Below are 25,544 nucleotides of genomic sequence, written 5' to 3'. Positions count from 1 at the left end.
CTTGGCCGCAGCGTGACATATCACCGGATAAGCGCTCGCCAGGCCTCACAATTTTTCTCAGGGTTTGCATGAACCCGTCGTTAACCTGTGCAGGACATGCCAGAACAACGGGAGCCCTTCATGCACAAGTCTGATCGCCACCTCATCGGCCAGATCGGCAGCCGCCGCGTCGAGATCCATGTGTTCCGCGATGGAGACGTGCGCATCTGCGCCGTGCCCCGCACCCCGTCGCAGACCGCTGTGGCCATCGAAGCCTCGCACGACGCGATTTACCAGGAACTGACCACCCGCGGCGATTTCACCGTCGACGAGGCACGCACCATCGTCTCGCTGTGCGAGCGTCTGAGCGGTCCCGACGAGGGCGGGCCCCTGTGGCACTGACCCCTTCAGAGTCTGAATTGACGGCTAAACGGCGGTAAAATACCGGCCGATTCCGGCGAGCACCGGCTGCGCCATCGCGGCACCATCCCCCTATCAGCCACGGCCACAGGGGGCGCACGTGATCTCTGCCAACAACAATTTCAACCTGAGCAGCGCGATGCTGGCCTACTCGGACAGCCTGCGCGCCAAGGCCGCGGCTGCCGCGGCCAAGACTGAAGACAGCGACTCGACCACGGCCACGCCCTCGAAATCGGCCACCACCGACAACACCAAGGGCACGGGCACTTCGGCCACCGACCCGGCCAAGGGCAGTACCGCCACCGAGCAGGTGGTCGCCGCCAGCCCCTCCACGTCGTACAAGACCACACGCGGCCGGCAGGAGCTGGACAAGACCCAGCAGGACCTGGCCAAGAGCCTTCGCGACGCCGTGGCCAAGATGGGAGGCTCGCTCAAGGGTGAAGTGGCGTTTTCACTGGACAGCGCCGCGGGCCTGAAGATCACAGGCAGTGATGCGGACAAGGCCACGATCAGCGCAGCCCTGAAAGCCGACAAGTCGTCTCCCTCCCTCGCCTCGCGCCTGGCATCGCTGACCAAGAACGCCGTCGAGCTGGAGTCGACCAACCGCTCCCACGCGGCCATCTCCCAGGCAGCGCGCCACGCCAAGAACTCCGCAGGGGTGATGGCGCTCTACACCACGCTGATGCAACAGCAGCAAGGCACCAGCACCACGGCGGTGTTCGCGGTGTCCAACAAGAGCAGTTCGTTGACCTACAAGGGCATGGTCAACACCTCGGCCTGACACCTCACGTAACCATTGTCAGCAGCAGCCGACACGCATTGCCGGCATCGTCCGACAGCCTCGCGCCCCCTCTCGCTCCTACGATCCTCTGGCACGACCCGTTGATGGCAAACACGCCATCACCGCTTCCCCCCCGCGCCAAAAGGATCGAGATGAAAAAGACCAGCCCCAAGGGCAAACCGGCCACGGGCATCGAAGCCGTGGCCCGGCACGATGCCGAGGTCAACCAGCTCGCTGGTGAGACCCACCACAATCCCAACAAGGCCGGCGAGTTCGGCTACGACAGTGCCGTGTCGCCGCCGCAGGGCGTGACGCATACGCCGCCGTCGCCAGCCACCGTGGGCAGCACCTTGAGCGAGCCCAATGCCAGCGGCAAGACCGGGCACGGCCCCGTGCCGGGCCACAACGCCACCATCGACACCCTGGACCGTGTCCGTGTCGACAGCACCGGCCGTGTGCTCACCACCAACCAGGGTGTGCCCGTCGGCGACAACCAGAACTCGCTGAAGGCCGGGCTGCGTGGCCCCACGCTGCTCGAAGACTTCATCCTGCGCGAGAAGATCACCCACTTCGACCATGAGCGCATCCCCGAACGCATCGTGCATGCGCGCGGCTCCGGCGCCCATGGCTTCTTCGAGGCCTACGGCCCGCTCACCGACCTGACGCGCGCCAGCCTCTTTGCGGAAGCGGGCAAGGTCACGCCTGTGTTCGTGCGCTTCTCCACCGTCGCTGGCGAGCGCGGCTCGGTCGACACGGCACGCGACGTGCGCGGCTTCGCCGTCAAGTTCTACACCGACGAAGGCAACTGGGACCTGGTGGGCAACAACATCCCCGTGTTCTTCATCCAGGATGCGATGAAGTTCCCGGACCTGGTCCACGCGGTCAAGCCTGAGCCCCACAACGGCATTCCTCAGGCAGCCTCGGCACACGACACCTTCTGGGATTTTGTGTCCCTGATGCCTGAATCCACCCACATGCTGCTGTGGGCCATGTCCGACCGTGCGATCCCCCGCAGCTACCGGATGATGCAGGGCTTCGGGGTGCACAGCTACCGGCTGGTCAATGCCAAGGGCGAATCGCAGTTCGTCAAGTTCCACTGGAAGCCCAAGCAGGGCACTCACTCGCTGGTGTGGGACGAGGCCGTCAAGATCATGGGCGCCGACCCTGACTTCCACCGCCGCGACCTGTGGGACGCCATCGAGGCCGGTGAGTATCCCGAGTGGGAGCTGGGCCTGCAAGTCTTCACCGAGGAGCAGGCCGACAAGTTCAGCTTCGACATCCTGGATTCGACCAAGCTCATCCCCGAAGAGCTGATCCCCGTGACACCGGTGGGCCGCCTGGTGCTCAACCGCAACCCGGACAATTTCTTCGCTGAAACCGAACAGGTGGCCTTTTGCACCGCCCACGTGGTGCCCGGCATCGACTTCAGCAACGACCCGCTGCTGGCAGGCCGCATCCATTCTTACGTGGACACGCAGATCAGCCGCCTGGGCGGCCCCAACTTCCACGAGATCCCGATCAATTCGCCGATCGCACCGGTGCACAACAACCAGCGCGACGGGCTGCACCGCCAGGCCATCGCACGCGGTCGTGTGGCCTACGAGCCCAACTCGCTCGGTGGCGGCTGCCCTTTCCAGGCCGGTGTGAAGGGCTTCGTGTCCTTCCCGCAACCGATCAAGGACGACAAGGTGCGGGGCAAGCCCGAGAAGTTCGCCGAGCACTACAACCAGGCCACGCTGTTCTACAACAGCCAGACCGAGGTCGAAAAGGCCCACATCGCCGCGGCCTTCCGCTTCGAGCTGAGCAAGGTCACGGTGCCGGCGATCCGCCAGCGCATGGTGGCCTCGCTGGTGCACGTGTCAGCCGAACTGGCGGCCAAGGTGGCCGAAGGCCTGGGCATCGAGGTGCCACCAGGGCTGCCCCGCGCACTGGACAACCCGCCCAAGCCCGAGGTGAAGGTGTCGCCGGCGCTGTCGCTTACGGCTTTGCCCGGAGAGGTGGGCATCCGCTCGCGTCAAGTGGGTATCGTCGTGGCCAACGGTGTCGACGGCGCTTCGGTGGCAGCTGTGGAGAAGGCATTGCGTGCAGAGGGCGCCGTGCCAAGGCTGGTGAGCATCCGCCTGGGCCAAGTCACTGCGGTCAAAGGCGAAACGTTCGATGTCCACGCCACGCTGGAGAACCATCCGTCTGTGCTGTTCGATGCATTGGTGCTGCCCTGTGGCCAGGACGCCATCGACACCCTGCTGACCAACGGGCACACCCTGGAGTACATCAAGGACCAGTACCGGCATTGCAAGCCCATCCTGGCCCTGGGCCTGTCGGAACAATTGCTGGCCAAAGCGGGCATCCCCGACACGCTGCCCGACGGACAGCCCGACGAGGCCCTGATCAAGGCACAGCCGAGCAAGGTGGCCTCGGTGCTGCCGGCCTTCATTGCCCAGCTGAGCGCGCACCGCTACACTCCCCGCGACAGCGATCCGCCGCGTGTGTGACCTCAGGAGACCCCCATGGCACTTCAGCACCACGAACCCGCTCAACCCATCGACATCAGCCCACTCGGGACGGAACTGGAAGGCGCGCAGAGCCACGCCTTGTTCAAATCGGAACAGCTTGAGGTGATGCGCGTGGTGCTGATGGCGGGCAAGTCCATGCCATCGCACCACGTGACCGGTGAAGTGACCGTGCAATGCATCGAGGGACGGCTGAATGTGATGGTCACCGCAGGTGCCAGGACACTGGAACCCGGGCAGATGCTGTACCTGCCTGCCCAGGAAGAGCACGCCTTGCACGCATTGGAAGACTCCTCTGCGTTGGTGACCGTCGTGCTGGTGGCATGAGGATGCGGATGGCATCACGCACACGGATCACCGCCTTCACGCCCTGCTGCCTCGCTGCACTGCTGGCCCTGGGCGCCTGCTCGAAGGGTGTCGACGAGATCAAGGCGCCCGTGCCTGAATCTCGCGAACACACCTTGAACCCGCTGGGCGAGCAGGCTTCCTCGGCCTCAGCCGCCAGCAACAGCAGCAGCGCTTCGGCCCCCACAGACCGCTGGACGGGCCAGTGGAACGGACCTGAAGGCACCTTCCTGCGGCTGTCAGGCGGCCAGGGGCGCTACGACATCACCATCCAGGATCTGGATGGCCCTCGCCAGTACACCGGCCGGGCTGTGGGCGATCACATCGCGTTCGAACGCCAGGGCAACACCGAGACACTGCGCGCCACCGATGGGCGCGCCACCGGCATGAAATGGCTGGATGGCAAGCGCGACTGCCTGACCGTGCGCGCGGGCGAAGGGTATTGCCGCGACTGAGTACTCGCCACCACAGGCATCAAAACCTGCCAGCTTCGGATCGATCCGGTCAATGCCTGCCCGCGCGACGGCAGCGTCCTTGTGGCCGCCCGGGGCACCTGCAGGCCTGCCACCACGTCCCATCCAGGGACTTGGAAAAACTGAAACTGCGCGAAAAACCCCACAACCGGGCTCAAAACGGTCATGGGCGTCATGGCATCGGTTTGTCATGCACCTTCACAATCGGACACCACAGATTCGTCCGCCCCGTGCATCTGCCATGAGCAGGATTCCCATTCCCCTGAACGAGACCCGGCGCCTGGCCTTGCTGCAGGAACTGCGCATCCTGGACACGCCACCGGACCAGGCCTTCGATCTGGTCACACGCCTGGCCAGCCGGGTGTTCGGCGTGCCCATCGCACTGGTCACGTTGATCGATCAGGGGCGGCAATGGTTCAAATCGCGCGTGGGCATGGACATCCAGGAAACGCCGCGCGATCAAGCCTTCTGCGCCTACGCCATCCTGCAGGCCGACGTGATGGTGGTACTGGACGCCCACACGGACGAACGTTTCCGCGGCAACCCGCTCGTGACGGGTGATCCTCATATCCGCTTCTATGCCGGCGCGCCCCTGACCAGCCGCGACGGCCTGACCCTGGGCACCTTGTGCCTGATCGACAGCGTCCCGCACGAGGCCTTCGGACCGCAGGAGCAGGCGATGCTGTTGACCATGGCCGCCATGGTCACCTTGCGGCTCGAGTCGCTGCGCAACATCGGCTACATGGACGCCACCATGGCGCTGCCCAACCGCACCCGCCTGCTCGACGACCTGGAGCAACTCGGCGCGCTCGGGACCTGCGTGTCGGGCCACCTGACCGCCGTGGCGGTGGACCTGTGTGGTGCCGAGTACTTCAACGACACCGTCAAGGCCCTGGGCTACCGCTATGCAGACGACTACCTGCTGGCGGCCCGTGACCGCCTGGTGAGCCTGCTGCCACCGGGCACCACCGTCTACCGCATCAGCACCACACGCCTGGGCTTCATCCTGGGGCACAGCGACGATGAACTCGGCACCCTGCTCAGCAGCATCGGCCGGGCCTGCGCCGAACCCTTGTGGCTGGGCGAGATCCCGCACAACGCCTGCGCGACCATGGGCGCCCTGCGCCTGCCGGACACCTTCAATGGCCCCGATGTGCTTCGCGCCCTGGTGAGCACCTGCGACGCTGTGCGCCAGGACGGTGGCCACTGGAGCTTCTACGACTGCAGCCAGCACGAGGGCCAGCGCCGTGCCTTCCAGATCCTGTCTGCACTGTCCACCACGCTGTCAGAAGCCTTGGCGCCTCAAGGCACGAACCAACTCAGCCTGCACTACCAGCCCAAGGTGGATCTGCGCACCGGGCGCTGCGTGGGGGTCGAGGCCCTGCTGCGCTGGCAGCATCCCGTGCTCGGTACGGTCTCGCCAGCCGAGTTCATTGCCCTGGCCGAGAAGACCGCGCTGATCGAACGCATCACCCGCTGGGTGATGGACGAGGCGCTGCGCCAGGCCGGCAAGTGGCAACGCCAAGGGCTGAACCTGTCCGTGGCCCTCAACGTGTCCGCCGTCGATCTGGATCGCCCAGGCTTCGCAGATGAGCTGTGCGCCCTGCTGGAGCGCCATGCGGTGGATCCGCACCGCATCGAACTGGAGTTCACCGAGAGCGCCATCAGCCACCGCCCGGAGCGGCTGCGCCAGCACCTGCTGCGCATCCGCGGCCTGGGGGTGAAGGTGTCCATCGATGACTTCGGCACCGGCTACAGCAACCTGACCTACCTCAAGACCTTGTCGGCGGACACCTTGAAAGTGGACCAGTCCTTCGTGCGCAACCTGCTGAACGACATCACCGATCAGGCGATCGTACCCGCGCTGGTGCGCCTGGCCCACGAGATCCGTCATATCGTGGTCGCCGAGGGCATCGAGACCCGGGAGGCGTACGAAGCACTGGCGGCCTGGGGGTGCGACCATGGCCAGGGCTACTGGATCGCCCGGCCCATGCCGGCTGCCGCACTGGAGCACTGGCTGGGCAATGAACCGGGGCGATGGCCTGGCCTGTACCAAGCCTCACGGCAGGCTTGAGCATCACAGCAACAAGCCGACACAAGATCGGCCATTCTGGCCTCAAGATGGCGGTTGGCCTGAACCCTCGCCACCCGGCAGGATCACAGCGCTACCCCTGGTTCGATCCGACATCGCGATGCTTCACCGTTTGATCCTGATGTGGCTGCCCTTGCTGGCCCTTGTGCTACCCCTTGTGCTGGGCAGCACCACGGCCCATGCCCGTGACCGCTGCTCGGCCAGCAAGCTCAGCCGCGAAGACGTCGAGTTCTGCGCCGGCCTGCGCGTCAAGGAGGTCGATGACGCCATGAACCGCGCGTTGCGCCTCGCACTGACGGTCGTGGCCGATCCCAAGGCGCTGAGGCTTCAACACCAGAAATGGCAACGCAACGTGCGCGACAAGTGCTCTGGGCGCGAGTGCCTGCTCCGGGTCTACCAGGCGCGCACTGCAGCATTGGGCCGCGTGATCGCCAACTCGGCCAAAGTCAATGACCAGCCGCTGTCCAACCAGGACGCGCAAAACACCTGCGAAGCACTGGCCGGCCTGGCCGATCGCCAGCGCCTGTCGTCGCTGGCCCTGCCAGGCATGGACCAATGGCCGTTTGCAGACACTGCCCCCCCCAGCGATTCGGCCTACACCCCGCAGGAAAAAGCCCGCCTGCAGGCCCGTGATCTGGGCTGGCCCGCCGAAGCCCGCACCATCTACCTGATGCGCCTGGCCCCTGGTGCGACGCCCACCCGCTTCGCCAGCTTCTTCACCGGTGGCAGTTGCCCGGCCTACCAGACCTTCAACCTGCCCTACCTGCTGGAGGCCAAGAACGGCGACCTCGGGATCGACAAGGTGACCGATGGGGATGAGCTGTTCCGCTGGGCCTACCTGGGCGGCGGCGACTACCCCATCTTCCACCAGGGCCGCAACTTCATCGTCACGGCCGATCTGGCCAACCCGGACAAGGCCACCATGATCTCCTGGGTCAAGCCGGACGGCCGCACGCGCCCGCTGTGCATGCTCAAGAGTCGCCAGGGCGAGTTGGAGGTGGTGTCCGCCCGACAGCCGCGCGTGTGCGAGGCCGTGGCCCAGGGCGATGTGAAGCCGCTCAAGTGGCGGGATGCTGCTGAGATCCCTCCCTTCAGCCGCCGCCTGCAAGGCCATCGGGATGAGTTCGTCCAGCGCTACGGCGACGATGCGGAAGACATCGGCCTGCTGCGCACGGACATCGACCGCGACGGCAAGGCCGAGCGCATCGCCCGCTTCCGGCACACCTCGGGCGCAGGCTGCGGCGCCACCCAGGTGTGGTGGTCCGTGCTGACTGGCGACTTGGGTGGCGTGCAGCGTGGCCCGCTCAATGACCAGCTCCGCGCGCTGGATGAAGGCGCCCTGGACATCTACAAGATCGATGGCCGCTTCTACCTGTCCGCCTCACGCAAGGGCCGGCCAGGGTTGTTCCAGATCAGCCGGGGCAAGACGGAGCAGGTGTGCGAGTTCCGGCGCGAAGTGCACACACGTGCTTCCACCCTGTTCCCGGTGACACCTTGAGGCCCGCTGTCTCAATACCCGAAACTCCTCGACCGCGCCTGATTAATTTGCAGTTCAGTTGCGTAACAAACGGCCGATAGATCAGTCTCACATCAGACTCAGACGCGGTGCCTGTGACTCCACAGGGCATCACCACGGTGGGCGCCAGACACCGTGAGGATCACGCACCGCTGCGGCCATGGCCACTCCTGACGATGGTGCTGGCGCTTTCGTCGTGTCTCGCTCGCAGGCTTGTCGCCTTGACGTGGACACATCGCCACACAGAACAAGCATCCGGGAGGAATCGCATGAGCTCGTTCACCAACCTTCGTATCGGCACCCGCCTGGGCGCCTCCTTTGTCGCCCTGCTGGCGCTGATGCTGGCCATCGTTGCCACAGCAAAACTGGGCCTGAGCTCCATTGGCAGCGACATCGACAGCCTGGTCCATGACCGCTATGTCAAGGTCCAGTTGGTCAGCGGCATCGACCAAGAACTCAACCAGCAGGCCCGCTCCGCGCGCAACCTGCTCATCATGGACAGCGCCGAAGAGCGCGCCCCAGAACTCCAGTTGATCCAGACGTCGCGCGAGGCCGTCCGGGCCCTGTACGCGAAGCTCCAACCCATGGTCACCAGCGATACGGGCAAGGCCCTGCTGGCCGCGGCCATGAAAGAGCGCGGGGAGTACGTGGCCACGCTCGACCCCTTTCTGGAGCTGGTTCGACAAGGTGACCTGGCCGGTGCCAAGAGCCAGTTGATGGACAAGCTTCGCCCTGAGCAGCTGGAATACGTCAAGGCCCTGGGCGATCTCACCACCCAGCAGGAGGCGCTGATGAACGAATCAGGCCTGGCAGCGTCGGAGCGCGTCAAGCAGGCCTCGCTCACGATGATCGGTGCCGCCGTGCTGGGCATGCTGGTGGCCGTGGCCGCTGGCGTGCTGGTCACCCGCTCCGTGACCCACCCCGTGCGCCAGGTGGTGGACACACTCAAGACCGTGGCTCAGGGAGACCTGACCGTGGACGTGGCCGTGAACCGCGGCGACGAGGTGGGCGAGCTGCAGCGCGCCCTGGCGGACACCGTCATCGCCCTGCGCCGCGTGGTCAGCGAAGTGCGCAGCGGCGTGGACTCGGTCACCACCGCCTCCAACCAGATCGCCGCAGGCAACCAGGACCTGTCCAGCCGCACTGAGCAGCAGGCCTCCAGCCTGCAGGAAACGGCCAGCTCGATGGAGCAGATCACCGGCACGGTGCGCCATAGCTCGGACAACGCCCAGCAGGCCAGCCAGTTAGCCGCCGCAGCCTGCCTCTCGGCCGGCCGAGGCGGCGATGTCATGCAACAGGTGGTGGACACCATGAGCGCCATCACGGACAGCAGCAGCAAGATCGCCGACATCATCGGCGTGATCGATGGCATCGCCTTCCAGACCAACATCCTGGCGCTCAATGCCGCGGTGGAAGCCGCCCGCGCTGGCGAGCAAGGCCGAGGCTTCGCGGTGGTGGCCAGCGAGGTGCGCACCCTGGCACGCCGCAGTGCCGATGCCGCCAAGGAAATCAAGACCCTGATCAATGACTCGGTGGCCAAGGTCGAAACCGGCAGCCAGCAGGTCAGTGCGGCCGGCAACGCCATGGGCGAGATCGTCACGCAGGTGCGCAAGGTCAACGACCTGATCGGCGAGATCGCCAGTGCCGTGCAGGAGCAAAGCAGCGGCATCGGCCAGGTCAACCAGGCTGTGACCCAGATGGACCAGGTCACTCAGCAGAACGCGGCCCTGGTGGAAGAAAGTGCAGCCGCTGCCAGCAGCTTGGCCCAGCAGGCGCTGCGCCTGGCGGAGTCCGTGTCGGTGTTCAGGTTGCAGCAGGGCGCGCAGGCCTTGGTGCAGTCAGCAGGCTCGCTGCAGCGCCCGGTGAGCGCCAAGCGCCCCACCCACGCGGCAGCAGCACCTAAACCCATGGTCGCACGGACACCCAAGGCGGCATTGCCGTCACGCCAGGCCGCCTCACCCGTGCTTTCGCGCCCTCAGGCGCAGGCCGCCGTGTCCGAAGAAGAATGGGCCAGCTTCTGATCCTCAGGCTGAGGACTCGCCCGCGGCGTCGCTGAGCAAGGCATCGCTGGTGATCGCCAGCGCACTGATCTGCCTGGCCAGCGCCTCGAACTTGGCCGCCAGCGAGCCTGCTGCCTGGGCGCCTTTGAAATCGCGGATGACAAAGGTCTCGTTGCCCTTGCGGGCCTCGAAACGGCAACCCTCGGCCCCCATGGCCCTGGCCGATATCACCATTTCCGTGGTGTCGGAGATGAGCACCTGGTTGCCGACCGGAGAGTCGACCTCATAGTGCTTGCTGCCTTTGACGACCTGGACGAGAAACCACATCTGAAGCCTTTTCGGCGCGCAGCTGATGGGCTGACCAAGTGGTCTAGGAGAACCTATTGCCGATCGGAGGCGCGTGATGAGGTCTCAGCATATAGAGGTTTCCGAGCCGTGGGGGCTTGCGGCGGATGGCCGCGAAGAAATGGGGCCCGGAGCCGCTGTTCACCATGAAAAAACGGGCCTCGAAGGCCCGTTTTTGCTAGCGTCTTGGCGGGAGGGCGTCATACGAACCTCCTTGCTATACCTTGCTTAGCAGGCGATTCCGTGAATTCGTACCCCCATACGGACCCCCAACCACTTCGGATGTCAGTGTGGAGGCATCAGCGGGTGAAGTAGGCAACAGCGGGTAAAGCAATAACCAAGACTACCAACAGAACCGTTCGTTGATTCAAGGCAGAACGTAGGCTCGAAGTAGCTTTTTCGGCATTGGCCCCAGCCAACGTCAGAGCGCTACTCAATGCATTTAAACGCGCCTGCTGCTCCGACACTTGTTGCTGCAAAGTCGAGATCTCTTGTTTTTGCTGTGCCGACGCTACGCCAAGGCCATCGATCATGAGGACAGAAGCTAGCTGCTTTGCTTCTTGATCCTTGAGGGTGAGATTTAAGCCATCAGTCTTCTCAACCACATCTCCGATTTTGGAGTCATGGTCTTTGAGTTCGTCATTCGTCCGAATTTGCTCTTGTGCAAACTGTAACTGCAAGGCCGAAATTTCTTGATTTTGCTGCTTTGACTCTATTCCAAGACCATCAATCAAGCTGACAAAAATTCGCTGCTGGTCGTCCTGCGCCCGAAGCCTGAGATCAAAATCATCGGTCTGAGCCAGCAAATGCACAATCTTTATATCGTGCGCCTTCAGCCCCTCAGCCATCCGCTCTTGTCTCTTTCGCAATTCCTCTTGCTTATTAAGCAAATCTTCTTGCTCCTTCAACTGCATGACCACCGCCAATATTTCTTGGTGCGCCAGCTCCGACAACTCCTCCTCAGAAGCGCCTCTAAGACGCGCCTCCAATTCACGCACCACGACTCGATTGGCAGCAACGTTACCTACCCCCAAAGAGAAAAGATATTTGGTAATCTCTGCTAGTCGTGTTTGGAAATCAAACGCCGTTTTTTGAGCCTTTGCACCTGACTGCACCGCCTCCGCCAACTTCTCACCCGCCTTCTGCAACCCTTCAATCGCCGCTCTTTTATGATCGGTGAAAATTCCTCGGCCAGCTGACAGCTCCTTTGCCTTACGCGCCTCATTTTCAGCCGCTTTTGCGCCCTCAAGCGCCGCTTTAACGAGGCCATCCAGCTCGTTAAGCTTACCAATTTGACCTTGAATCAATTCAGGCAGCAGCCTTTCATCAAAAGAAGGTCGAATATGCTGCGATTCAAATATCTTATTGTCCATGCCTGTGGCTTCTGTCATGTGCGCAACCCTTACGAGAGAATATTACGGATATCGTTAATGAGCTGAGGATTGTGAGTTTGGATCTTGGCTTGCATTTGCCCAATCTGGCGAAGGGAGGTGCGATTAGCCTCCCAAGCACGCATAGAAATCTCAGCTGATTGGCGCATCATCTGCTCGGCCTCTTGCAAACTTGCCTCGGTGCGCTCCGCAGCTTGCCAGACATCAGCTTGCAGGTAGGCCACCTTCGCGTTAGCCCAGTGAAGTTGCTCGCTCAGCACCGCGATGCGCTCATCGCGCAGTCTTTCACGCTGCGAACCCATCGAAACATCGGAGTACGCGGCGATGGCAAAGCGGCCAATGCCCACGAAGTTCACACGCAGGACCAGTTGCGCACCAAAAGCCGCCAAGTTCCCGCCAGATTTCATTCCTGCGCGAATGGCCGCATCAGCTAAGTCCACGACAGTGAACGTGCCAGTGGCAATGGTGAGCATCCGTGTCATGGTTCGGTTGTTCCATGGCAGCGTCTTCTTCCACTCGATGTCGCTGAACGAACGCTTGGCCTTCAATTCGGAGGCAAAGCGACGAATGAAGTAGAAGGCACGCACTAGCACTTCGTTGATCATCACCGGCACGGCTTGGCGCCCCAGTTCGTGCATGACGGCCATTTCGCTGCGCAAGTCGAAACGTTCCTTCACGAAGACTTCTTTCAACTTCTCGGGCAACCCAGTTCTGTCAAGACCAGGGATGGTTGACAACTCCTTCAGCAAAGAAACGATGGGCCCCGGAATCCCCATCCCCACACCTGCTGTCTTGTTGCTACCGGACATGTCGCTAACCAAATGGAAGAACCAATTGACCGTACCGCAGAAGAATTTTGAACTGACATCTGCGCCGATCAACTCCAAACCGTCCTCGTCAATGCTGATAGGCAAGAATGTGCCTTCGCCGTTTTGAAAGTATCCCTTCTTGGTGAACTGCGTCAGGATAGAGAAAAAAAGACCGACTGGCGTAGGGTGGTGAGCCAAGTCATCAAGGTGATGGCTTTTTGCGGAGATGCCTAGGTCTTTTCCTTTCCATATATTGTCACTGGGAACCGGGAACTTGCTTTCCAAAAATTTGATGGCGCCATCCAACCGTTCACCCTCATAGCCCTGCGCCTTGGCAGTCCGCATGACGAAGTCGTTGACCGTGTGGTTGCTCCATGCCTTGCCTCGCTCAAAATTGAATTCACCCACCCAAAAAGCATCGATAAGGCCTGCCAACAATCCGCTGCCGACAGCCACAAGGTTGTCAACTCGATCGGAGTGATTGGTCAGGCGATCAATATCCAGGTTGAGTCGATCGATCTCGTCTTGCGTTGCCTGGATCTCGCCCTCCACGCGACTCAAACCCGCGCTGATCTGTTCAGATAGTGATATCTCGGTTGAGGAATATTCAGCCGAACTTACCGAAAAATCATATTCCACTTCAATGGATTCATGGACTACTTTGAGCGTTGGCAGATCAATGGTGGATAAAGTCAAGGTACACCCTTCTAAATAATGGAATCTGCGTACTCGGTAGCGGTGAACCGGGGAGTGAGCACATTGACTGACTAAGAGCGTTCAGGACGAAGTGGCCGGTAGAGCCTCATCGTACTGATTTGCCGCACAGCGCAGCGACAAGGCGAGGTCTTCTCGAAGTTCTGGCGGCCCCAGCACTTCGACTTCAGCACCGTATCGCATGATGTCCATCTTCAATTCAGCGGCATCGGTGTAGGGCACAACGAGCTCCAATCGCTTGTCGCTTAAAACACGCTGCGTCTGATTCCGATGCCACTGCTCTTTGACCACCCACTTTGCCGCCCATGGGCTGAAAACCAAGTGAGCATGTCGCAACTCTGCCCCGGCGTAAACACCGTAACCTATGTCGAAGTATGCTTCTACGGAATCCTGCGCGCACTCGATCGCTGACTCTTTTTGCAATGCCGTATCTGTGATGGCGTCCAGCGAAAATCGCCTCAAGGCTTGCCTGTCGTGGCACCAAGCATCCAGATACCAGGTATTGCGGTGGTGCACCATGCGCTGCGGTGAAACGAGCCGAGTAGATGCCTGCTCACGCGAACGGGTGAAGTAGTTGAACGTCAGTTGTTTCCTGCGCAACAGGGCAGCGCAAACCGCTTCGAAATATTGGGCGTCAGCTTGTCGGCCCGAGGTAGGCATCACAAGTAGGCGTTGCGATACGCCCATGCTCTGATCTTCCTGGTCGCCCAAGAGCTGCCGGATCCGCTCAAGCAACGGATCGACATGTCGAGCAAGCGCGCCATTAGGATCCAGCCCTGCCAAAAGTTGATGCGAGATCAGCAAGGCAAGCACTTCTTCTTGGTTAAGCCACAGTCCGGGAATCTCGAAACGATCTCCAACGCCCTTCGCTGGATCCAGACGATAGACATCCTCGGCGCGGTTGTACTTGATCGGGCAACCAAGTTGATCCCGCAGGAATGCAAGGTCACGCTTCACCGTGGCTGGGGAAACTTCAAGCTCTTGAACCAAGGCCTGAAAGTTGATATGCCCCCTAAGGCGAAGCATGGCCTCAATCCGGGTGACACGGGCTGTTTGAGTCGCCATGGTCTTGGTTAGGCCTGATCAGCGCCGCTGGCCAGATGTCGACCATCGACCCACCTCCTGTAAAGCGACAGGGCCTCGCTCGCCAGGTAGCCGGCGACAAAACAAATCGCGAACGCCTTGAGGTGTTCAATCGGGGAATCTCGTTCAATCAGCATGGTTTGCTCCATCGTTGTTACGGAGTTCATGCTGACCAAGCAAAAGCTCAAATGCTGAGCTTTTGCTTGCACCCCTGTGAATCAGTGGGAACGAACAGAAGATCCAATTCGACACCGCATACTCCACGACGGCACCCCTCCGATTGTTGACTTTTTTGCTTCGCCGATGGTCACCGATCATGCTGCAAAACGCCACTGCCCATTCAGGGGGCAAAGGAGCGTAGCGGCATGCCTGTTTACGACGGTCTTCTGTGCAAACAAGCGCCATGTGCTGGTAGCTGCGCTGCGGCAGTCGGCTGTCCGTGGGCAATGGACTTGGGCATCATCGTGATGCCCTCGATCACTTTGTCCGGGCTGGCGCACTTGATCAGGCCTGCACGCCGCGTCGATGGTGACCGCAAGAGCAGCAACCCCGCGCCTTCTTCGCCATTGCGCTTGCGCCAGAGCGTCAGAGTTGCAGATCGATAGCTTGCGCGATATATAAGGCGGACTATTGATTCGAATCCGGGGAGCTAAACCAGCCTCATGAGGCTTTTTTCAAACCCTGCCCGCCAAGCCTTCCCGTTGGCCTGATTGCGACACGCCACATACAAGACGCAGAGAATCAGGAAAGTGCGGATGCCGGTTGAATGTGCTGTCCCCTGTGGGCATGACTTGCTGAGCGTGAATGAGCAATCAGCCTCAGGGTCAGAAAAATACTCGTCCAGTTTGGCCGACACTTTGGCGCTTTTCGTCTTGCCCACGATGTCTGAGCAATACGAGGTGAAAAAGGCCAGTTGTGCCTGATCCAGAAGTCGGCAAGTCTGCGCCTTGTAATCGCGATAAATGGACTCAAAGGCAGCCTTCGTGCTGAGTTCATTGAAGTCCAATTCGATTTCCACCGATGCTTGTTGAAGCCTCGGATGCTTCTTGTATCCCCGCAGCACGGTGAGATCCAACGACAGCGCGCGATTGACACCCCCGGGGCGGATAAACATGCATGCCAAATCGACTGGTACCGCAACAGTGCCGCTTGCGTTCGGTTTCGCTGCCGAGCATTCGAAGCCCACTTCGGATGGCTCAAAGATGTCGTCACCCAGAACGGCCTGCGCCGCACCCAACAATGGCTTTGAGTCATCCAATAGCCAACCCAGCGCCGCATCCACAAGCACCTGATACTCGTCGGGGCTCACCCTCGTCGCAAGATCCCCTGGGCAGAGGCTTTCGACAGCTTCCAGCAATGCAGAAAACATGGCTCCACGCCCTCCAGGCTACTTGTTAACTGAACAGCCGTGGAATTTACAGCACGTCCGGTGCGCCCCTCCGCACTGCCCGGCTGCAACTGAAAAGCCACCCACAAACATCTCGATATGGCGCCCACTTCGTAAGTCAGAACGGTGCCCCGCCTGTTCGGCCGTTGACGCAGACCAGCGGCTGAGTTCAACTGATGACTCTCCCAGGGCTCCTTGTCCCCTCCATCGCGGATCAAAAGGCGTTGCGGTCGTTACCCGCCTATCCAGCGCTCCCATGCGGCCCTGCCGCATCTTGTTCACATGGCTTGGCGCCGTTGACCAGATCAACCGCCCAGCCATGCCGCATGCCGCCTCGATGGCATGCCATTGCAGTACCCAAACACTTGCCCTTGGCAAGCGCAGCCACCGCGCCCGGGCTTGAGCGCATCAGACACCTCGCAGTGTTCGCATGCAGCAAAGCGGGGCAGCCGGAGAACTGCATCAAAGCCGACTCGTCGCCAGCGTCGTTACTGGCAGCCTGCTGACAGTGACGACGCCAGTAGCACGACAGAGCGCCTTGTCAACCACCGTGACGTGCGCCAGTGATGCTGCGCAGTGATGCCAGCAAAACGACCAACGTCAAGGGCGTTGATCGAAGTGGATCGAAGGATGGCCAGACCACCTTCAGTGATCCGATGGGCCCGAGCCCATTCATCAGGCACAGCATGCCGACATTGGGCTGCAAGCCTAGTGTCAGTTGCTGCATGCATTGGGCCTTGAGCCTATTCGTACTGACAGCATGAATCCACTGGGCTCCAAGCCCATTGACATTCAACTGTGCCGTGCCTTTGCGGCCCGACCGCAAGGCACCGTCAGGCCACCCGTCAGATGGCCACCCCGGACGTGTGTGAAACACACACTCCTTGGACCCTGGGTCAATGGTCCCTGCGCATCGCGCTATGCCAACAGGCAAGCCAGCGCAGTGCCACAGCGACGTGCAACGCAGGCAAGCAGTAAACAACCTTGCACAAACCGGGAGTGGTGTCCCGCGTCCCTTGTAGTCCCCATCGCGCTGCGGCGTGAGGGGCGGACAGAAACACTTACCTGACCTCTCCACACCACACACAAGTCCGTGCTTTCAATGACACCAAAGCCCGGCAAGCGGATCGATGAACAGTCTTTGAAAGGACTTGGCCATGCGCACCCTCAACCGCGATTTCAAGCTCATGTGCCAGCGCAACCGCGATGGCTCCTTTGCCACGCAGCACGACCGCGAACGGTTGCTGACCATGGTGGCCAACCAGCTTCACGAAGGAGGGTTCAAGAACCTGCGGGCGCAGGGCATCCGCACCAAACACATTGAGCACTTGGTGAGCCGTTGGCAAGCCGAAGGCGCGAGCACCGGCACGATGAAGAACCGCATGTCGGCGCTGCGCTGGGTGGCCGAGAAGATCGGCAAGGAAAACATCGTCGCCCGACACAACGCGGCCTATGGCATTGCTGATCGGCGTTTCGTGACGAACGAGTCCAAAGCGAAAGAGCTGGACCAGGGCAAGCTGGGCAGGGTCTCTGATCCATACACCGTGATGTCATTGCGGCTTCAAGAGGCCTTTGGCCTGCGCCGAGAGGAAAGCATCAAGATCCAGCCAGGATGGGCCGACCGTGGCGACGTGCTGGTGCTCAAGTCCACATGGACCAAGGGCGGCAAGGAGCGGGAGATTCCGATCCTCAATGAGGCGCAACGGGCGGTGGTGAACCAGGCCAAGGCACTGGCAGACCAGGGCAGCTTGATTCCCGTTGCGATGTCCTACAAAGACCAGCTCAATCGCTTCAAGGCCCAGACCGCGTTCGCTGGCATCGACCGTGTTCACGGCTTTCGCCATGCATACGCACAAGCACGCTACGCGGAGTTGACCGGTTGGAACGCGCCGGCCGCTGGTGGGCCGACATCCAAGCAGTTGAGCCCCGAACAAAAAGCCATCGACCGGCAAGCCAGGTTGACCATCTCACGTGAGCTTGGCCACGAGAGGGAGCAAATAACGGCGGTTTACCTTGGCCGCTGAGGCATGGCCGCACCACTACGCCGCCGCGCTGGTGGCTTTGAGAGGCAGCACCTTGGCGCCTGCAAGCATCACATCCAGCTTGTCGGCCCAAACCTGCATCATCTCCGCCCGGCGCTCCAGATGAACGCCGCGCAGGTAGGCCGCATCGGTCAGGTTGTCTTTGGCGTGCGAAAGCTGCGTCTTGATGATTTCGATGGGGTATCCCATTTCCTCCAAGCCCGTGGACACTGCGGCCCGCAGGCCGTGGCCGGTCAGCTTCCCGCCATATCCCATTTTCTTGAGCGCTTGCAGGACGATGTTTTCGCTGGCCATGGACTGGTTCATGGGCGAAGGGAACATGTAGCGCGACGCGCCATTGAGCTTCTTCAACTCCTTCAACACCGCCACCGCCTGGCGGGGCAAGGGCACCACATGCACCCGGCGCTTTTTCATGCGCTCGGCCGGAATGCGCCACACTCCGGCATCCAGATCGAATTCATCCGGCGTGGCGCCACGAACCTCGCCCGTGCGACTGCCCGTCCACAAAATCATGCGGATGATGCCCAGGGTGTTGGGATGACCTGCATAGCCCTCCAGTGCATTCAAAAAGGCTGGCAAGCCCTTCGGGCCGATGCTGGCGAAATGTTCGCGTGTAGGGGCCTGGAAAGCGCCTTGCGTGTCGCGGATCGGGTTGTCCGTGCGTCGCCCCGTCTGCACCGCGTAGGTCAGCACAGAGCCAATGCGCTGGCGCACCCTGCGCAGCGTCTCCAGCTTGCCTGCGGCCTCCAATGGCTCCAGCACACGCATGATGTCTTGTGCTGTCAAGCTGGCTACGGCGCGCGTGCCGATCTTGGGCAACACGTAGTCGCGCAGGCTTTGAAGGTTTTGTTCGAGGTGGCCTTCGGTCCATTTCTTGGCCTTCTTGCCCAGCCACTCTTCAGTGATCACGGCAAAGGTCTGCTGCGCTGCATTCACGCGCAATGCCTTCTGCTCGCGGCCGTTCTGAATCGGGTCGATGCCCTCGCGGATCAGGTTGCGGGCTTCGCCTGCCTTGTGCCTCGCACGGGCCAGCGTCACGTCGGGGTACTCGCCCAGCGCCAGCAACCGTTCGCGCCCCGCCAGATAGAACTTCAGGCGCCAATGCCTAGCACCGCTGGCCCGCACCAGCAGGTACAGGCCCCGGCCATCATGCAACTTGCGGTCAACAGGCACGCCATCGCGCAATGCAGGCTTGGCGCCACGCACGCCAACATCACTCAGGGCATCAATGAGCTTCTTAGGCATGGAAACCTCCTGGAATCCGTACCCCTAACCGTACCCCCAAGGAATTGGGCTGTCAAGAAACCGTATGGGACGCCAAAACGCAAAAAGCCCCGTATTGACGGGGCTTTCGCGTGGTTTTTGAGTCTCAGTGAGACGCCATGAAACCTAGTTCTGGCGGAGAGGGCGGGATTCGAACCCGCGGTGGGCTATTAACCCACACACGCTTTCCAGGCGTGCGACTTAAACCGCTCATCCACCTCTCCGGAAGCCCTCCATTGTAGCAGGCTTTTAACGCTCAATTGGCGTTGATGCGCTTGCCATCCTTGTACGTGTACAACGACATGGCCGGGTTCTTCAGCTCGCCATTGGGCTCGAACTGCACCTTGGCGGTCACGCCCTGGTAATCGGTCTGGGCAATCTTGGCTGCGTACACCTTCGGGTCGGTCGAGTTGGCCCGCTTCATCGCATCCACCAGCACCATGGTGGCGTCGTACGTGTAGGGCGAGTACACCTGAAACTGCTTGGGGAACTTGGCGTCGTAGCGTTTGCGCCATTCCAGCCCGCCCGGCAGCTTGTCGATGGCCAGGCCACCGATGGCGCACACCACATTGCTCAGCGTGCGCGCACCACTGGCCAGATCCGCCAGCTTCTCGGTACAGATGCCATCGCCGCCGAACAGGTAGGCCTTGGTCAGGCCCAGCTGCTGCATCTGGCGCAGCATCGGTCCGGCCTGCGGGTCCATGCCGCCAAAGAAGATGCCATCGGGCTTCTTGCTCTTGATGGCGGTGAGGATGGCCGTGAAATCCACGGCGCGGTCGTTGGTGTACTGCTCGCTCACCACCTCCATGCCCAGCTTGCGGGCCGTGTTCTTGAACACCTCGGCCACGCCCTGGCCATAGGCCGTGCGGTCATCGATCACGGCCACCTTCTTGAGCTTGAGCACCTTGAAGGCGTGCTCCGCCAGGCCGGCGCCAAGGGCGTTGTCATTGGCGAGCAGGCGGTACACGCTCTTGTAGCCCAGCGCGGTGAGCTGCGGGTTGGTGGCCGAGGGCGAGATCATCGGCAGGCCGCAGCCGTTGTAGATCTTCGACGCAGGCAGCGTCGTGCCTGAATTGAGGTGGCCGACCACGCCGTTGACCTTGGCATCGCACAGCTTCTGCGCAGCGGCCGTGCCCTGCTTTGGATCGGCCGCGTCGTCTTCTGCCACCAGCTCGAAGCGCAGCTTCTTGCCGGCGATGGTCACGCCCTGCGCGTTGAGCTCGTCCACGGCCATGCGGGCGCCGTTCTCGTTGTCGCGGCCATAGTGCGCCTGCGGGCCGGACACCGGGCCCACGTGTCCGATGCGCACCACCTGCTGGGCCTGTGCAGGCAGGGTGGCGGCTGCGGCGGCCAGGGCCAGGCCCACGGGCACCAGGGTCGGGAAGATCGCTTTCATGTCTGTCTGCCTCTTGCTTGTGTCAAAAGAAAGTGAAACGACCCTCAAGGGCGGGTGCGCTGGCGCGCCACCTCTTGGGCCACGGCCCGCGATACGACGTCGCGCATGGTCTTGGACAGCTCCTGACGCAACTCGCGCACCAGCGCTTCGGAGGTGCGTGCCAGGATGGGCGTCAGGGCTTCGCGCAGGCGGTATTCCAGCATGCCGTCGATCTGGCGCTGCACCTCGGTCAGCACGCGCTGCGCCATGGCCGCTTCATCGACACCACTGCTTGCGCGGGGGGGCAGCGCCGGCGGAGTCACCAAGGGAAGCGACGCAGGCATCTGCGGTGAGGGTGCGGCCGCCAACGGCGGAATCGCCACAGGCACGGCAGGCACGCTGACAGGCGGGGCTGGTTCAGGCCAGGCCGATGGCGTGGGCACCACAGGCACGTGCACCGGTGCAGGCGTGCCGCCCAAAGGCGCCGCCACGGCTGGCTGCGGCGGCGGTGTGTTGGGTGGCGGAACAGTGACAGGCGTGTCTTGAACAAACGCCTGGGGCACGGCAGCGCCCTCTTCCGCCACCCGCTCTGACGGCAACTCCGAGGGCAACTCGATCACCTCGGTGAGCGTGGGCACGTGCGATGGGGCTGGGCGCGGCGGCGGGTTCATGTTGCTCATTCCTGCGCCAGATGCGCCTTGACCGTCCAGCCCATGGACTCGTATTGGCGCCAGCGCTGGCGCCCCAATTGGCGGTCGTCAGGCTCGGTCGACACCACGTCGAAGAAGCGCTCGTAACGCTCGATGCCCGCTGGCAGGGTGCGGCCCAGGTTGATCAGCACCTGGCGCCCCTCGGGCGCCTGCTCGGGGGCATCGGTCAGCCACACGGGCGTGTCCTTCCAGCGCGGCGGCCAGGCCTGACCAGCGCTGGTGCACACATGCGGCAGGAACTCCTGCTCATCGAACACCCACAGCTGGCGGTCCAGCTGGCGCAGCGTGGCCATGTCGGCCGTGACGACCAGGCTGGCGCCGCTGCGGTAGGCCTTGCGCAACAAGCGGCAAGCATAGACCAGCTTGTCGCCCATGCCGTGATGAAAATCCACCTGCTTCATCGTGGTCGGCGGTCAGCGTGCTCAGGCCTTGGCAGCGCGGCGGGCCACCGTCTTGCGCGCGGCAGGCTTGTTGGCAGCCTTGGTCACGGCCTTGGGTGCCAGCGCGCCCTTGCCCTGCTGCGACAGCACGAAGTGCGTCAGCAAAGGCACAGGCCGGCCCGTGCCGCCCTTGGCACCACCGGATTTCCAGGCGGTGCCCGCGATGTCCAGGTGGGCCCAGCGGTAGGCCTTGGTGAACTTGCCCAGGAACACGGCCGCCGTGATGGCGCCGCCCGCGCGGCCGCCCACGTTGCCCATGTCGGCGAAGTTGCTCTTGAGCGACTCACCGTACTCGTCGTCCAGCGGCATGCGCCAGGCGGTGTCCCCGGAGGCCTTGCCAGCCTGCTCCAGCGCATCGGCCAGTTCATCATCGGCTGAGAACAGGCCGCTGTGGATGTGGCCTAGGGCGATCACGCAGGCGCCGGTCAGCGTGGCGATGTCCACCACCACAGCAGGCTTGAAGCGCTCGGCATAGGTCAGTGCATCGCACAGGATCAAACGGCCTTCGGCGTCGGTGTTGAGCACCTCGATGGTCTGGCCCGACAGGCTGGTAACCACGTCGCCCGGCTTGGTGGCCGTGCCGCTGGGCATGTTCTCGCAGGTGGGCACCAGGCCGATCAGGTTGACCTTGGGGCGGAGCTCGGCCACGGCACGGAAGGTGCCCAGCACGCTGGCCGCGCCGCCCATGTCGAACTTCATCTCGTCCATGTCGCCCGCGGGCTTGATGGAGATGCCGCCCGTGTCGAAGGTGATGCCCTTGCCCACCAGCACCACGGGGGCCTGGTCCTTGCCCGCGCCTTCATAGCGCAGCACGATGAAGCGCGGGGGCTCGGCCGAGCCCTTGGCCACGGACAGAAAAGAGCCCATGCCGATCTTTTCGATGGCGGCGCGGTCGAGCACCTCGACCTTGAGATGCTTGTAGGCCTTGCCCAGTTGGCGCGCCTCGTTGGCCAGCGACGTGGGGGTGCAGTAGTTGCCCGGGCGGTTGCCCAGTTCACGGGCCAGCGTGCTGCCGGCGGCCAGGGCCTGCCCACGGGCCAGGCCTTCGCGGGCACCCGGCGCATCGGCGGCCGAGGTGATCAGCGACACCTTCTTGAGCCCGGCCGGCTTGGGTGCGGAGGGTTTGCTCAGACTGTAGACATAGGTGGCATCGGCCAGCGCGGCGGCCAGGGCCTCGGCATGGGCGGCCGTCACGGCCAGCCCCTGTGCCACGGCCACGCCGGCATGCGCCAGGCGGGCACCCTTGGCATGGCCTGCCAGGCGCGCCACGGCGGATTTGAACTGGCGCGGCGTGTCGCCACCGGCCACGGCCACGGCCAGACGCAGCGCCTTCAGGCCCGCCGGACGGTGCACGTACAAGGTCTGCCCATCCTTGAGCTCCAGGTCGCCCGCGGCCAGGGCCTCGGACACCAGCGCGTCCAGTGGCTGGCACCCCGTGCGCGGTGCTTCGGGGGTGAGCACCACCAGCAGCACATCCGCTGAAAAACCTGCGAGTTCAGGGCCCGTGCCCGCGACGTTGCGATAGTCCATGCTTGCCACGTCCATAATGGACGGATTGAGTTTGATCTGACTGATGTTATTCGATTCCTCTCTCCGCCGAGAACTCTGGCGTGGCTTTGTCGGGACGCTGGTGGTGCTGCTGACCGTGGTGCTGACCATGGTGCTGATCCGCGTGCTGGGCCAGGCGGCCAAGGGCAGCGTGGCCCTGGCCGACGTCAGCCTGCTGCTGGGCTACACCATGATCGGCCAGATGCCCACCCTGATCAGCCTGGCGCTGTTCGTGTCCGTGGTCGCCTTGCTGGCCCGCCTGCACCGCGACAGCGAGATGGTGGTGTGGCAGGCCAGCGGGGTGCGCCTGGCGCGCCTGCTCAAGCCGATCTGGCAGATGGCCTGGCCCGTGCTGGTGGCCCTGGCCCTGCTGTTGCTGGTGGCGCGCCCCTGGGGCCAGCAGCAGACCCAGGTGCTCAAAGACCGCTTCGAGCGCCGCTCCGACATCTCACGCGTGGCGCCAGGCCAGTTCCAGAGCTCGGCTGACGGCCACCGCGTGTTCTTCATCGACAGCCATAGCGACGGCGAGAGCACGGGCAAGAACGTGTTCATCGTGCTCACCGAAGGCGACATCGAGGCCGTGGTCAGCGCCCGCGAAGGCCAGATCGAGACCATCGGCGCGCAGCGCTACCTGAACCTGCGCCAGGGCGAACGCGTCGAGACCAAGCTCTCCACCGGCGAAAAAACCCGCTCCCGCTTCCAGCAGGCCCGGATCCTGGTCGGCGATGCCCCCGTGGGCGCCGCAGGAGAACTGGGCGCACGCGGCACCCCCACCCTGGATCTGTTCAACGCCAGCAACCGCAAGATGCGGGCAGAACTGGTGTGGCGCCTGGGCAGCCTGTGGTCCGCCGGCAACCTGGTGCTGATCGCGCTGGCCTCCGTCAACACCCAGGTGCGCCGCGGCAATGCCTGGAGCATGGTATGGGCCCTGCTGGTGTTTGTGGCCTACTACAACGTGCTCACGCTCAGCCAGGCCTGGGTCACCTCTGGCAAGCTGAGCGACAGCGCAGGCCTGTTCGGCATCCACGGCGTGATCACCGTGGCCGCGTTGCTCACGCTGTGGTGGCGCGACGGCGCCTGGCGCAAGGCCGGTGATGGCGACAAGGACAGTGGCAGCGCCCTGCCCGCGCCGCAAGGAGCCGCCTCATGAAAACCGTCCGCCGCCTGCTCTACCGGCAGATCCTGTCATCGGTGCTCTTCGTCACCCTGGCCTTCCTCGCCCTGTTCTTCTTCATCGACCTGGTCGACGAGCTGCAGGACATCGGCCGCAACGGCTATACCCTGACAGATGCGCTGTGGACATGCATCCTGGCCCTGCCCGGCCATGTGTACGACGTGTTCCCGATCACACTGCTGATCGGCACGATCATGGCGCTGTCGCAACTGGCGCAAAGCTCCGAATACACCATCCTGCGAACCAGCGGCCTGGGCCCGGCGCGTGCACTGACCCTGCTGGCCGCGCTGGGTGTGGGCAGCGCGGTGATGCTCTTCGCCATCGGCGATTTCGTCGCCCCCTGGACCCAGCAGATGACCTCGCTGAACTCGTCTGATTTCCGCAAGGGGCAGGCCCTGAACCTGGGCAAGGGTGGCGCCTGGTTGCGCGAGAGCGCGGGGCCCGACACGCCTGAGGGACACCAGCTCACCGTCAACGTGGGCTCGGCCACGGGCGAGTCGCATTTCAAGAACGTGCGCATCTTCGAGTTCGACGGACAGGGTCGGATGGTGCGCCGCATCACCGCCCAAGATGCGGATATATCCCATGCCATGCAGGGCTCGGGCGGCGCCTCTCTATGGGCCTTGCGCGGCGTGACGGACACGCGCTGGGCATCGGCCGCCAAGGTCACGCCCGAACAGGAAACCACCGGCCAGTCGCTGGTGACCGAGCAACGTCTGGACAAGCTGGACTGGGTCAGCCAGATGACGCCGCAGGTGGTGGCCGCCTCGGTGCTGCCCATCGACACCATGTCCACCTCCGCCCTGTGGCGCTACACCCACCACCTGGCGCGCAATGCGCAGGCCGCCCAGAAGTACGAGCTGCAGTTCTGGAAAAAAGCCTTCTCCCCCTTGACCTGCCTGGTGATGGTGGCCCTGGCCCTGCCCTTCGCCTACCTGCAATCGCGCAGCGGCGGCATGAACCTGAAGGTCTTCGGCGGCGTGATGCTGGGCATCAGCTTCGTGCTGGTCAACCACATCACCAGCCACCTGGGCCTGCTGCACCAGTGGCAGCCCTGGCTGGCCGCCTCGGCCCCCAGCATCGCCTACTTGCTGCTGTCGCTGTCGGCCTTTGTCTGGTTGGTACGCAACCGCTGAACCTGAAAGAT

The 25,544-nt window shown here is 62.9% G+C and carries 22 protein-coding genes and 1 tRNA gene; 11 read left to right on the top strand and 12 right to left on the bottom strand.

The window, feature by feature from the left end; all coding sequences use genetic code 11:
* Nucleotides 1-120 precede the first annotated feature (120 nt).
* The 8 genes from EIP75_RS11850 (at nt 121) to EIP75_RS11815 (ending at nt 10,137) form a co-directional block, all read left to right on the top strand.
* On the top strand, nt 121-381 hold the full coding sequence (locus tag EIP75_RS11850) for a hypothetical protein (protein WP_125243477.1): 261 nt from the start codon (nt 121-123) through the stop codon (nt 379-381).
* Nucleotides 382-499: 118 nt separating this feature from the next.
* A complete protein-coding gene (locus tag EIP75_RS11845) occupies nt 500-1,180 on the top strand; it encodes a hypothetical protein (protein ID WP_125243476.1) in 681 nt (226 codons plus the stop codon).
* A gap of 152 nt (nt 1,181-1,332) precedes the next feature.
* Nucleotides 1,333-3,672 (top strand): catalase, encoded by a 2,340-nt coding sequence (locus tag EIP75_RS11840; protein WP_233584814.1) that lies wholly within the window; start codon nt 1,333-1,335, stop codon nt 3,670-3,672.
* Between the two features lie 15 nt (nt 3,673-3,687).
* On the top strand, nt 3,688-4,017 hold the full coding sequence (locus tag EIP75_RS11835) for a cupin domain-containing protein (protein WP_125243474.1): 330 nt from the start codon (nt 3,688-3,690) through the stop codon (nt 4,015-4,017).
* A gap of 8 nt (nt 4,018-4,025) precedes the next feature.
* On the top strand, nt 4,026-4,490 hold the full coding sequence (locus EIP75_RS11830; RefSeq protein ID WP_125243473.1) for a hypothetical protein: 465 nt from the start codon (nt 4,026-4,028) through the stop codon (nt 4,488-4,490).
* A gap of 259 nt (nt 4,491-4,749) precedes the next feature.
* Nucleotides 4,750-6,582 (top strand): putative bifunctional diguanylate cyclase/phosphodiesterase, encoded by a 1,833-nt coding sequence (locus EIP75_RS11825; RefSeq protein WP_125243472.1) that lies wholly within the window; start codon nt 4,750-4,752, stop codon nt 6,580-6,582.
* 118 nt (nt 6,583-6,700) lie between these two features.
* Entirely contained in the window at nt 6,701-8,098 is a 1,398-nt protein-coding gene (locus tag EIP75_RS11820) for a lysozyme inhibitor LprI family protein (RefSeq protein WP_125243471.1), read from the top strand.
* 287 nt (nt 8,099-8,385) lie between these two features.
* A complete protein-coding gene (locus EIP75_RS11815; RefSeq protein WP_158622829.1) occupies nt 8,386-10,137 on the top strand; it encodes a methyl-accepting chemotaxis protein in 1,752 nt (583 codons plus the stop codon).
* A 3-nt stretch (nt 10,138-10,140) separates the two neighbouring features.
* Here the strand turns inward: EIP75_RS11815 and EIP75_RS11810 are convergent, their stop codons facing one another.
* From EIP75_RS11810 to EIP75_RS11790, 6 genes are all read right to left on the bottom strand, one after another.
* Nucleotides 10,141-10,443: a hypothetical protein gene (locus EIP75_RS11810; protein WP_125243469.1), complete on the bottom strand. Its 303-nt coding sequence runs from the start codon at nt 10,441-10,443 to the stop codon at nt 10,141-10,143.
* 317 nt (nt 10,444-10,760) lie between these two features.
* The gene (locus tag EIP75_RS11805; protein ID WP_125243468.1) at nt 10,761-11,852 is read right to left on the bottom strand and encodes a coiled-coil domain-containing protein; all 1,092 of its coding nucleotides are present in this window, start codon (nt 11,850-11,852) and stop codon (nt 10,761-10,763) included.
* A gap of 11 nt (nt 11,853-11,863) precedes the next feature.
* Nucleotides 11,864-13,357, bottom strand: a complete 1,494-nt coding sequence (locus tag EIP75_RS11800; protein ID WP_199758566.1) for an SNARE domain-containing protein — start codon at nt 13,355-13,357, stop codon at nt 11,864-11,866.
* An 81-nt stretch (nt 13,358-13,438) separates the two neighbouring features.
* Nucleotides 13,439-14,440 carry a helix-turn-helix transcriptional regulator gene (locus tag EIP75_RS11795; protein WP_125243467.1) on the bottom strand — a complete coding sequence of 334 codons (1,002 nt, stop codon included), beginning with the start codon at nt 14,438-14,440 and terminating at the stop codon, nt 13,439-13,441.
* An 8-nt stretch (nt 14,441-14,448) separates the two neighbouring features.
* Nucleotides 14,449-14,595, bottom strand: coding sequence for a hypothetical protein (locus EIP75_RS24140; RefSeq protein ID WP_158622827.1), 147 nt, complete (start codon nt 14,593-14,595; stop codon nt 14,449-14,451).
* A 512-nt stretch (nt 14,596-15,107) separates the two neighbouring features.
* A complete protein-coding gene (locus EIP75_RS11790; protein ID WP_125243466.1) occupies nt 15,108-15,827 on the bottom strand; it encodes a hypothetical protein in 720 nt (239 codons plus the stop codon).
* Between the two features lie 1,175 nt (nt 15,828-17,002).
* On the opposite strand from EIP75_RS11790, the gene EIP75_RS11785 reads away from it, so the two are divergent.
* Nucleotides 17,003-17,869: a phage integrase N-terminal domain-containing protein gene (locus tag EIP75_RS11785; protein WP_125243465.1), complete on the top strand. Its 867-nt coding sequence runs from the start codon at nt 17,003-17,005 to the stop codon at nt 17,867-17,869.
* 15 nt (nt 17,870-17,884) lie between these two features.
* On the opposite strand, the gene EIP75_RS11780 is transcribed toward EIP75_RS11785, so the two are convergent.
* The 6 genes from EIP75_RS11780 to EIP75_RS11755 form a co-directional block, all read right to left on the bottom strand.
* Nucleotides 17,885-19,132, bottom strand: a complete 1,248-nt coding sequence (locus EIP75_RS11780) for a tyrosine-type recombinase/integrase (RefSeq protein WP_125243464.1) — start codon at nt 19,130-19,132, stop codon at nt 17,885-17,887.
* 151 nt (nt 19,133-19,283) lie between these two features.
* Nucleotides 19,284-19,374 (bottom strand) — tRNA-Ser (locus EIP75_RS11775).
* Between the two features lie 32 nt (nt 19,375-19,406).
* Nucleotides 19,407-20,546, bottom strand: a complete 1,140-nt coding sequence (locus EIP75_RS11770) for a branched-chain amino acid ABC transporter substrate-binding protein (protein WP_125243463.1) — start codon at nt 20,544-20,546, stop codon at nt 19,407-19,409.
* A 44-nt stretch (nt 20,547-20,590) separates the two neighbouring features.
* Complete coding sequence (locus tag EIP75_RS11765; RefSeq protein ID WP_125243462.1) at nt 20,591-21,196, bottom strand: hypothetical protein; 606 nt, start codon at nt 21,194-21,196, stop codon at nt 20,591-20,593.
* 5 nt (nt 21,197-21,201) lie between these two features.
* On the bottom strand, nt 21,202-21,627 hold the full coding sequence (locus EIP75_RS11760) for a DNA polymerase III subunit chi (protein WP_420797160.1): 426 nt from the start codon (nt 21,625-21,627) through the stop codon (nt 21,202-21,204).
* A gap of 30 nt (nt 21,628-21,657) precedes the next feature.
* Nucleotides 21,658-23,205 (bottom strand): leucyl aminopeptidase, encoded by a 1,548-nt coding sequence (locus tag EIP75_RS11755; RefSeq protein WP_125243460.1) that lies wholly within the window; start codon nt 23,203-23,205, stop codon nt 21,658-21,660.
* A 43-nt stretch (nt 23,206-23,248) separates the two neighbouring features.
* Here EIP75_RS11755 and lptF point away from each other — a divergent pair, with 43 nt between their 5' ends.
* Both lptF and lptG read left to right on the top strand, forming a co-directional pair.
* Nucleotides 23,249-24,373: an LPS export ABC transporter permease LptF gene (gene lptF / locus EIP75_RS11750; protein WP_125243459.1), complete on the top strand. Its 1,125-nt coding sequence runs from the start codon at nt 23,249-23,251 to the stop codon at nt 24,371-24,373.
* The gene (gene lptG, locus EIP75_RS11745) at nt 24,370-25,533 is read left to right on the top strand and encodes an LPS export ABC transporter permease LptG (protein ID WP_125243458.1); all 1,164 of its coding nucleotides are present in this window, start codon (nt 24,370-24,372) and stop codon (nt 25,531-25,533) included. Before lptF ends, lptG begins: the two co-directional genes overlap by 4 nt.
* Nucleotides 25,534-25,544: the final 11 nt, after the last annotated feature.

Origin of the sequence: Aquabacterium soli (assembly GCF_003933735.1) — a bacterium.
Taxonomy (GTDB): domain Bacteria; phylum Pseudomonadota; class Gammaproteobacteria; order Burkholderiales; family Burkholderiaceae_C; genus Aquabacterium; species Aquabacterium soli.
Note: the sequence above shows the minus strand (reverse complement) of the source record. Positions and strands in the feature narration are given on the sequence as shown.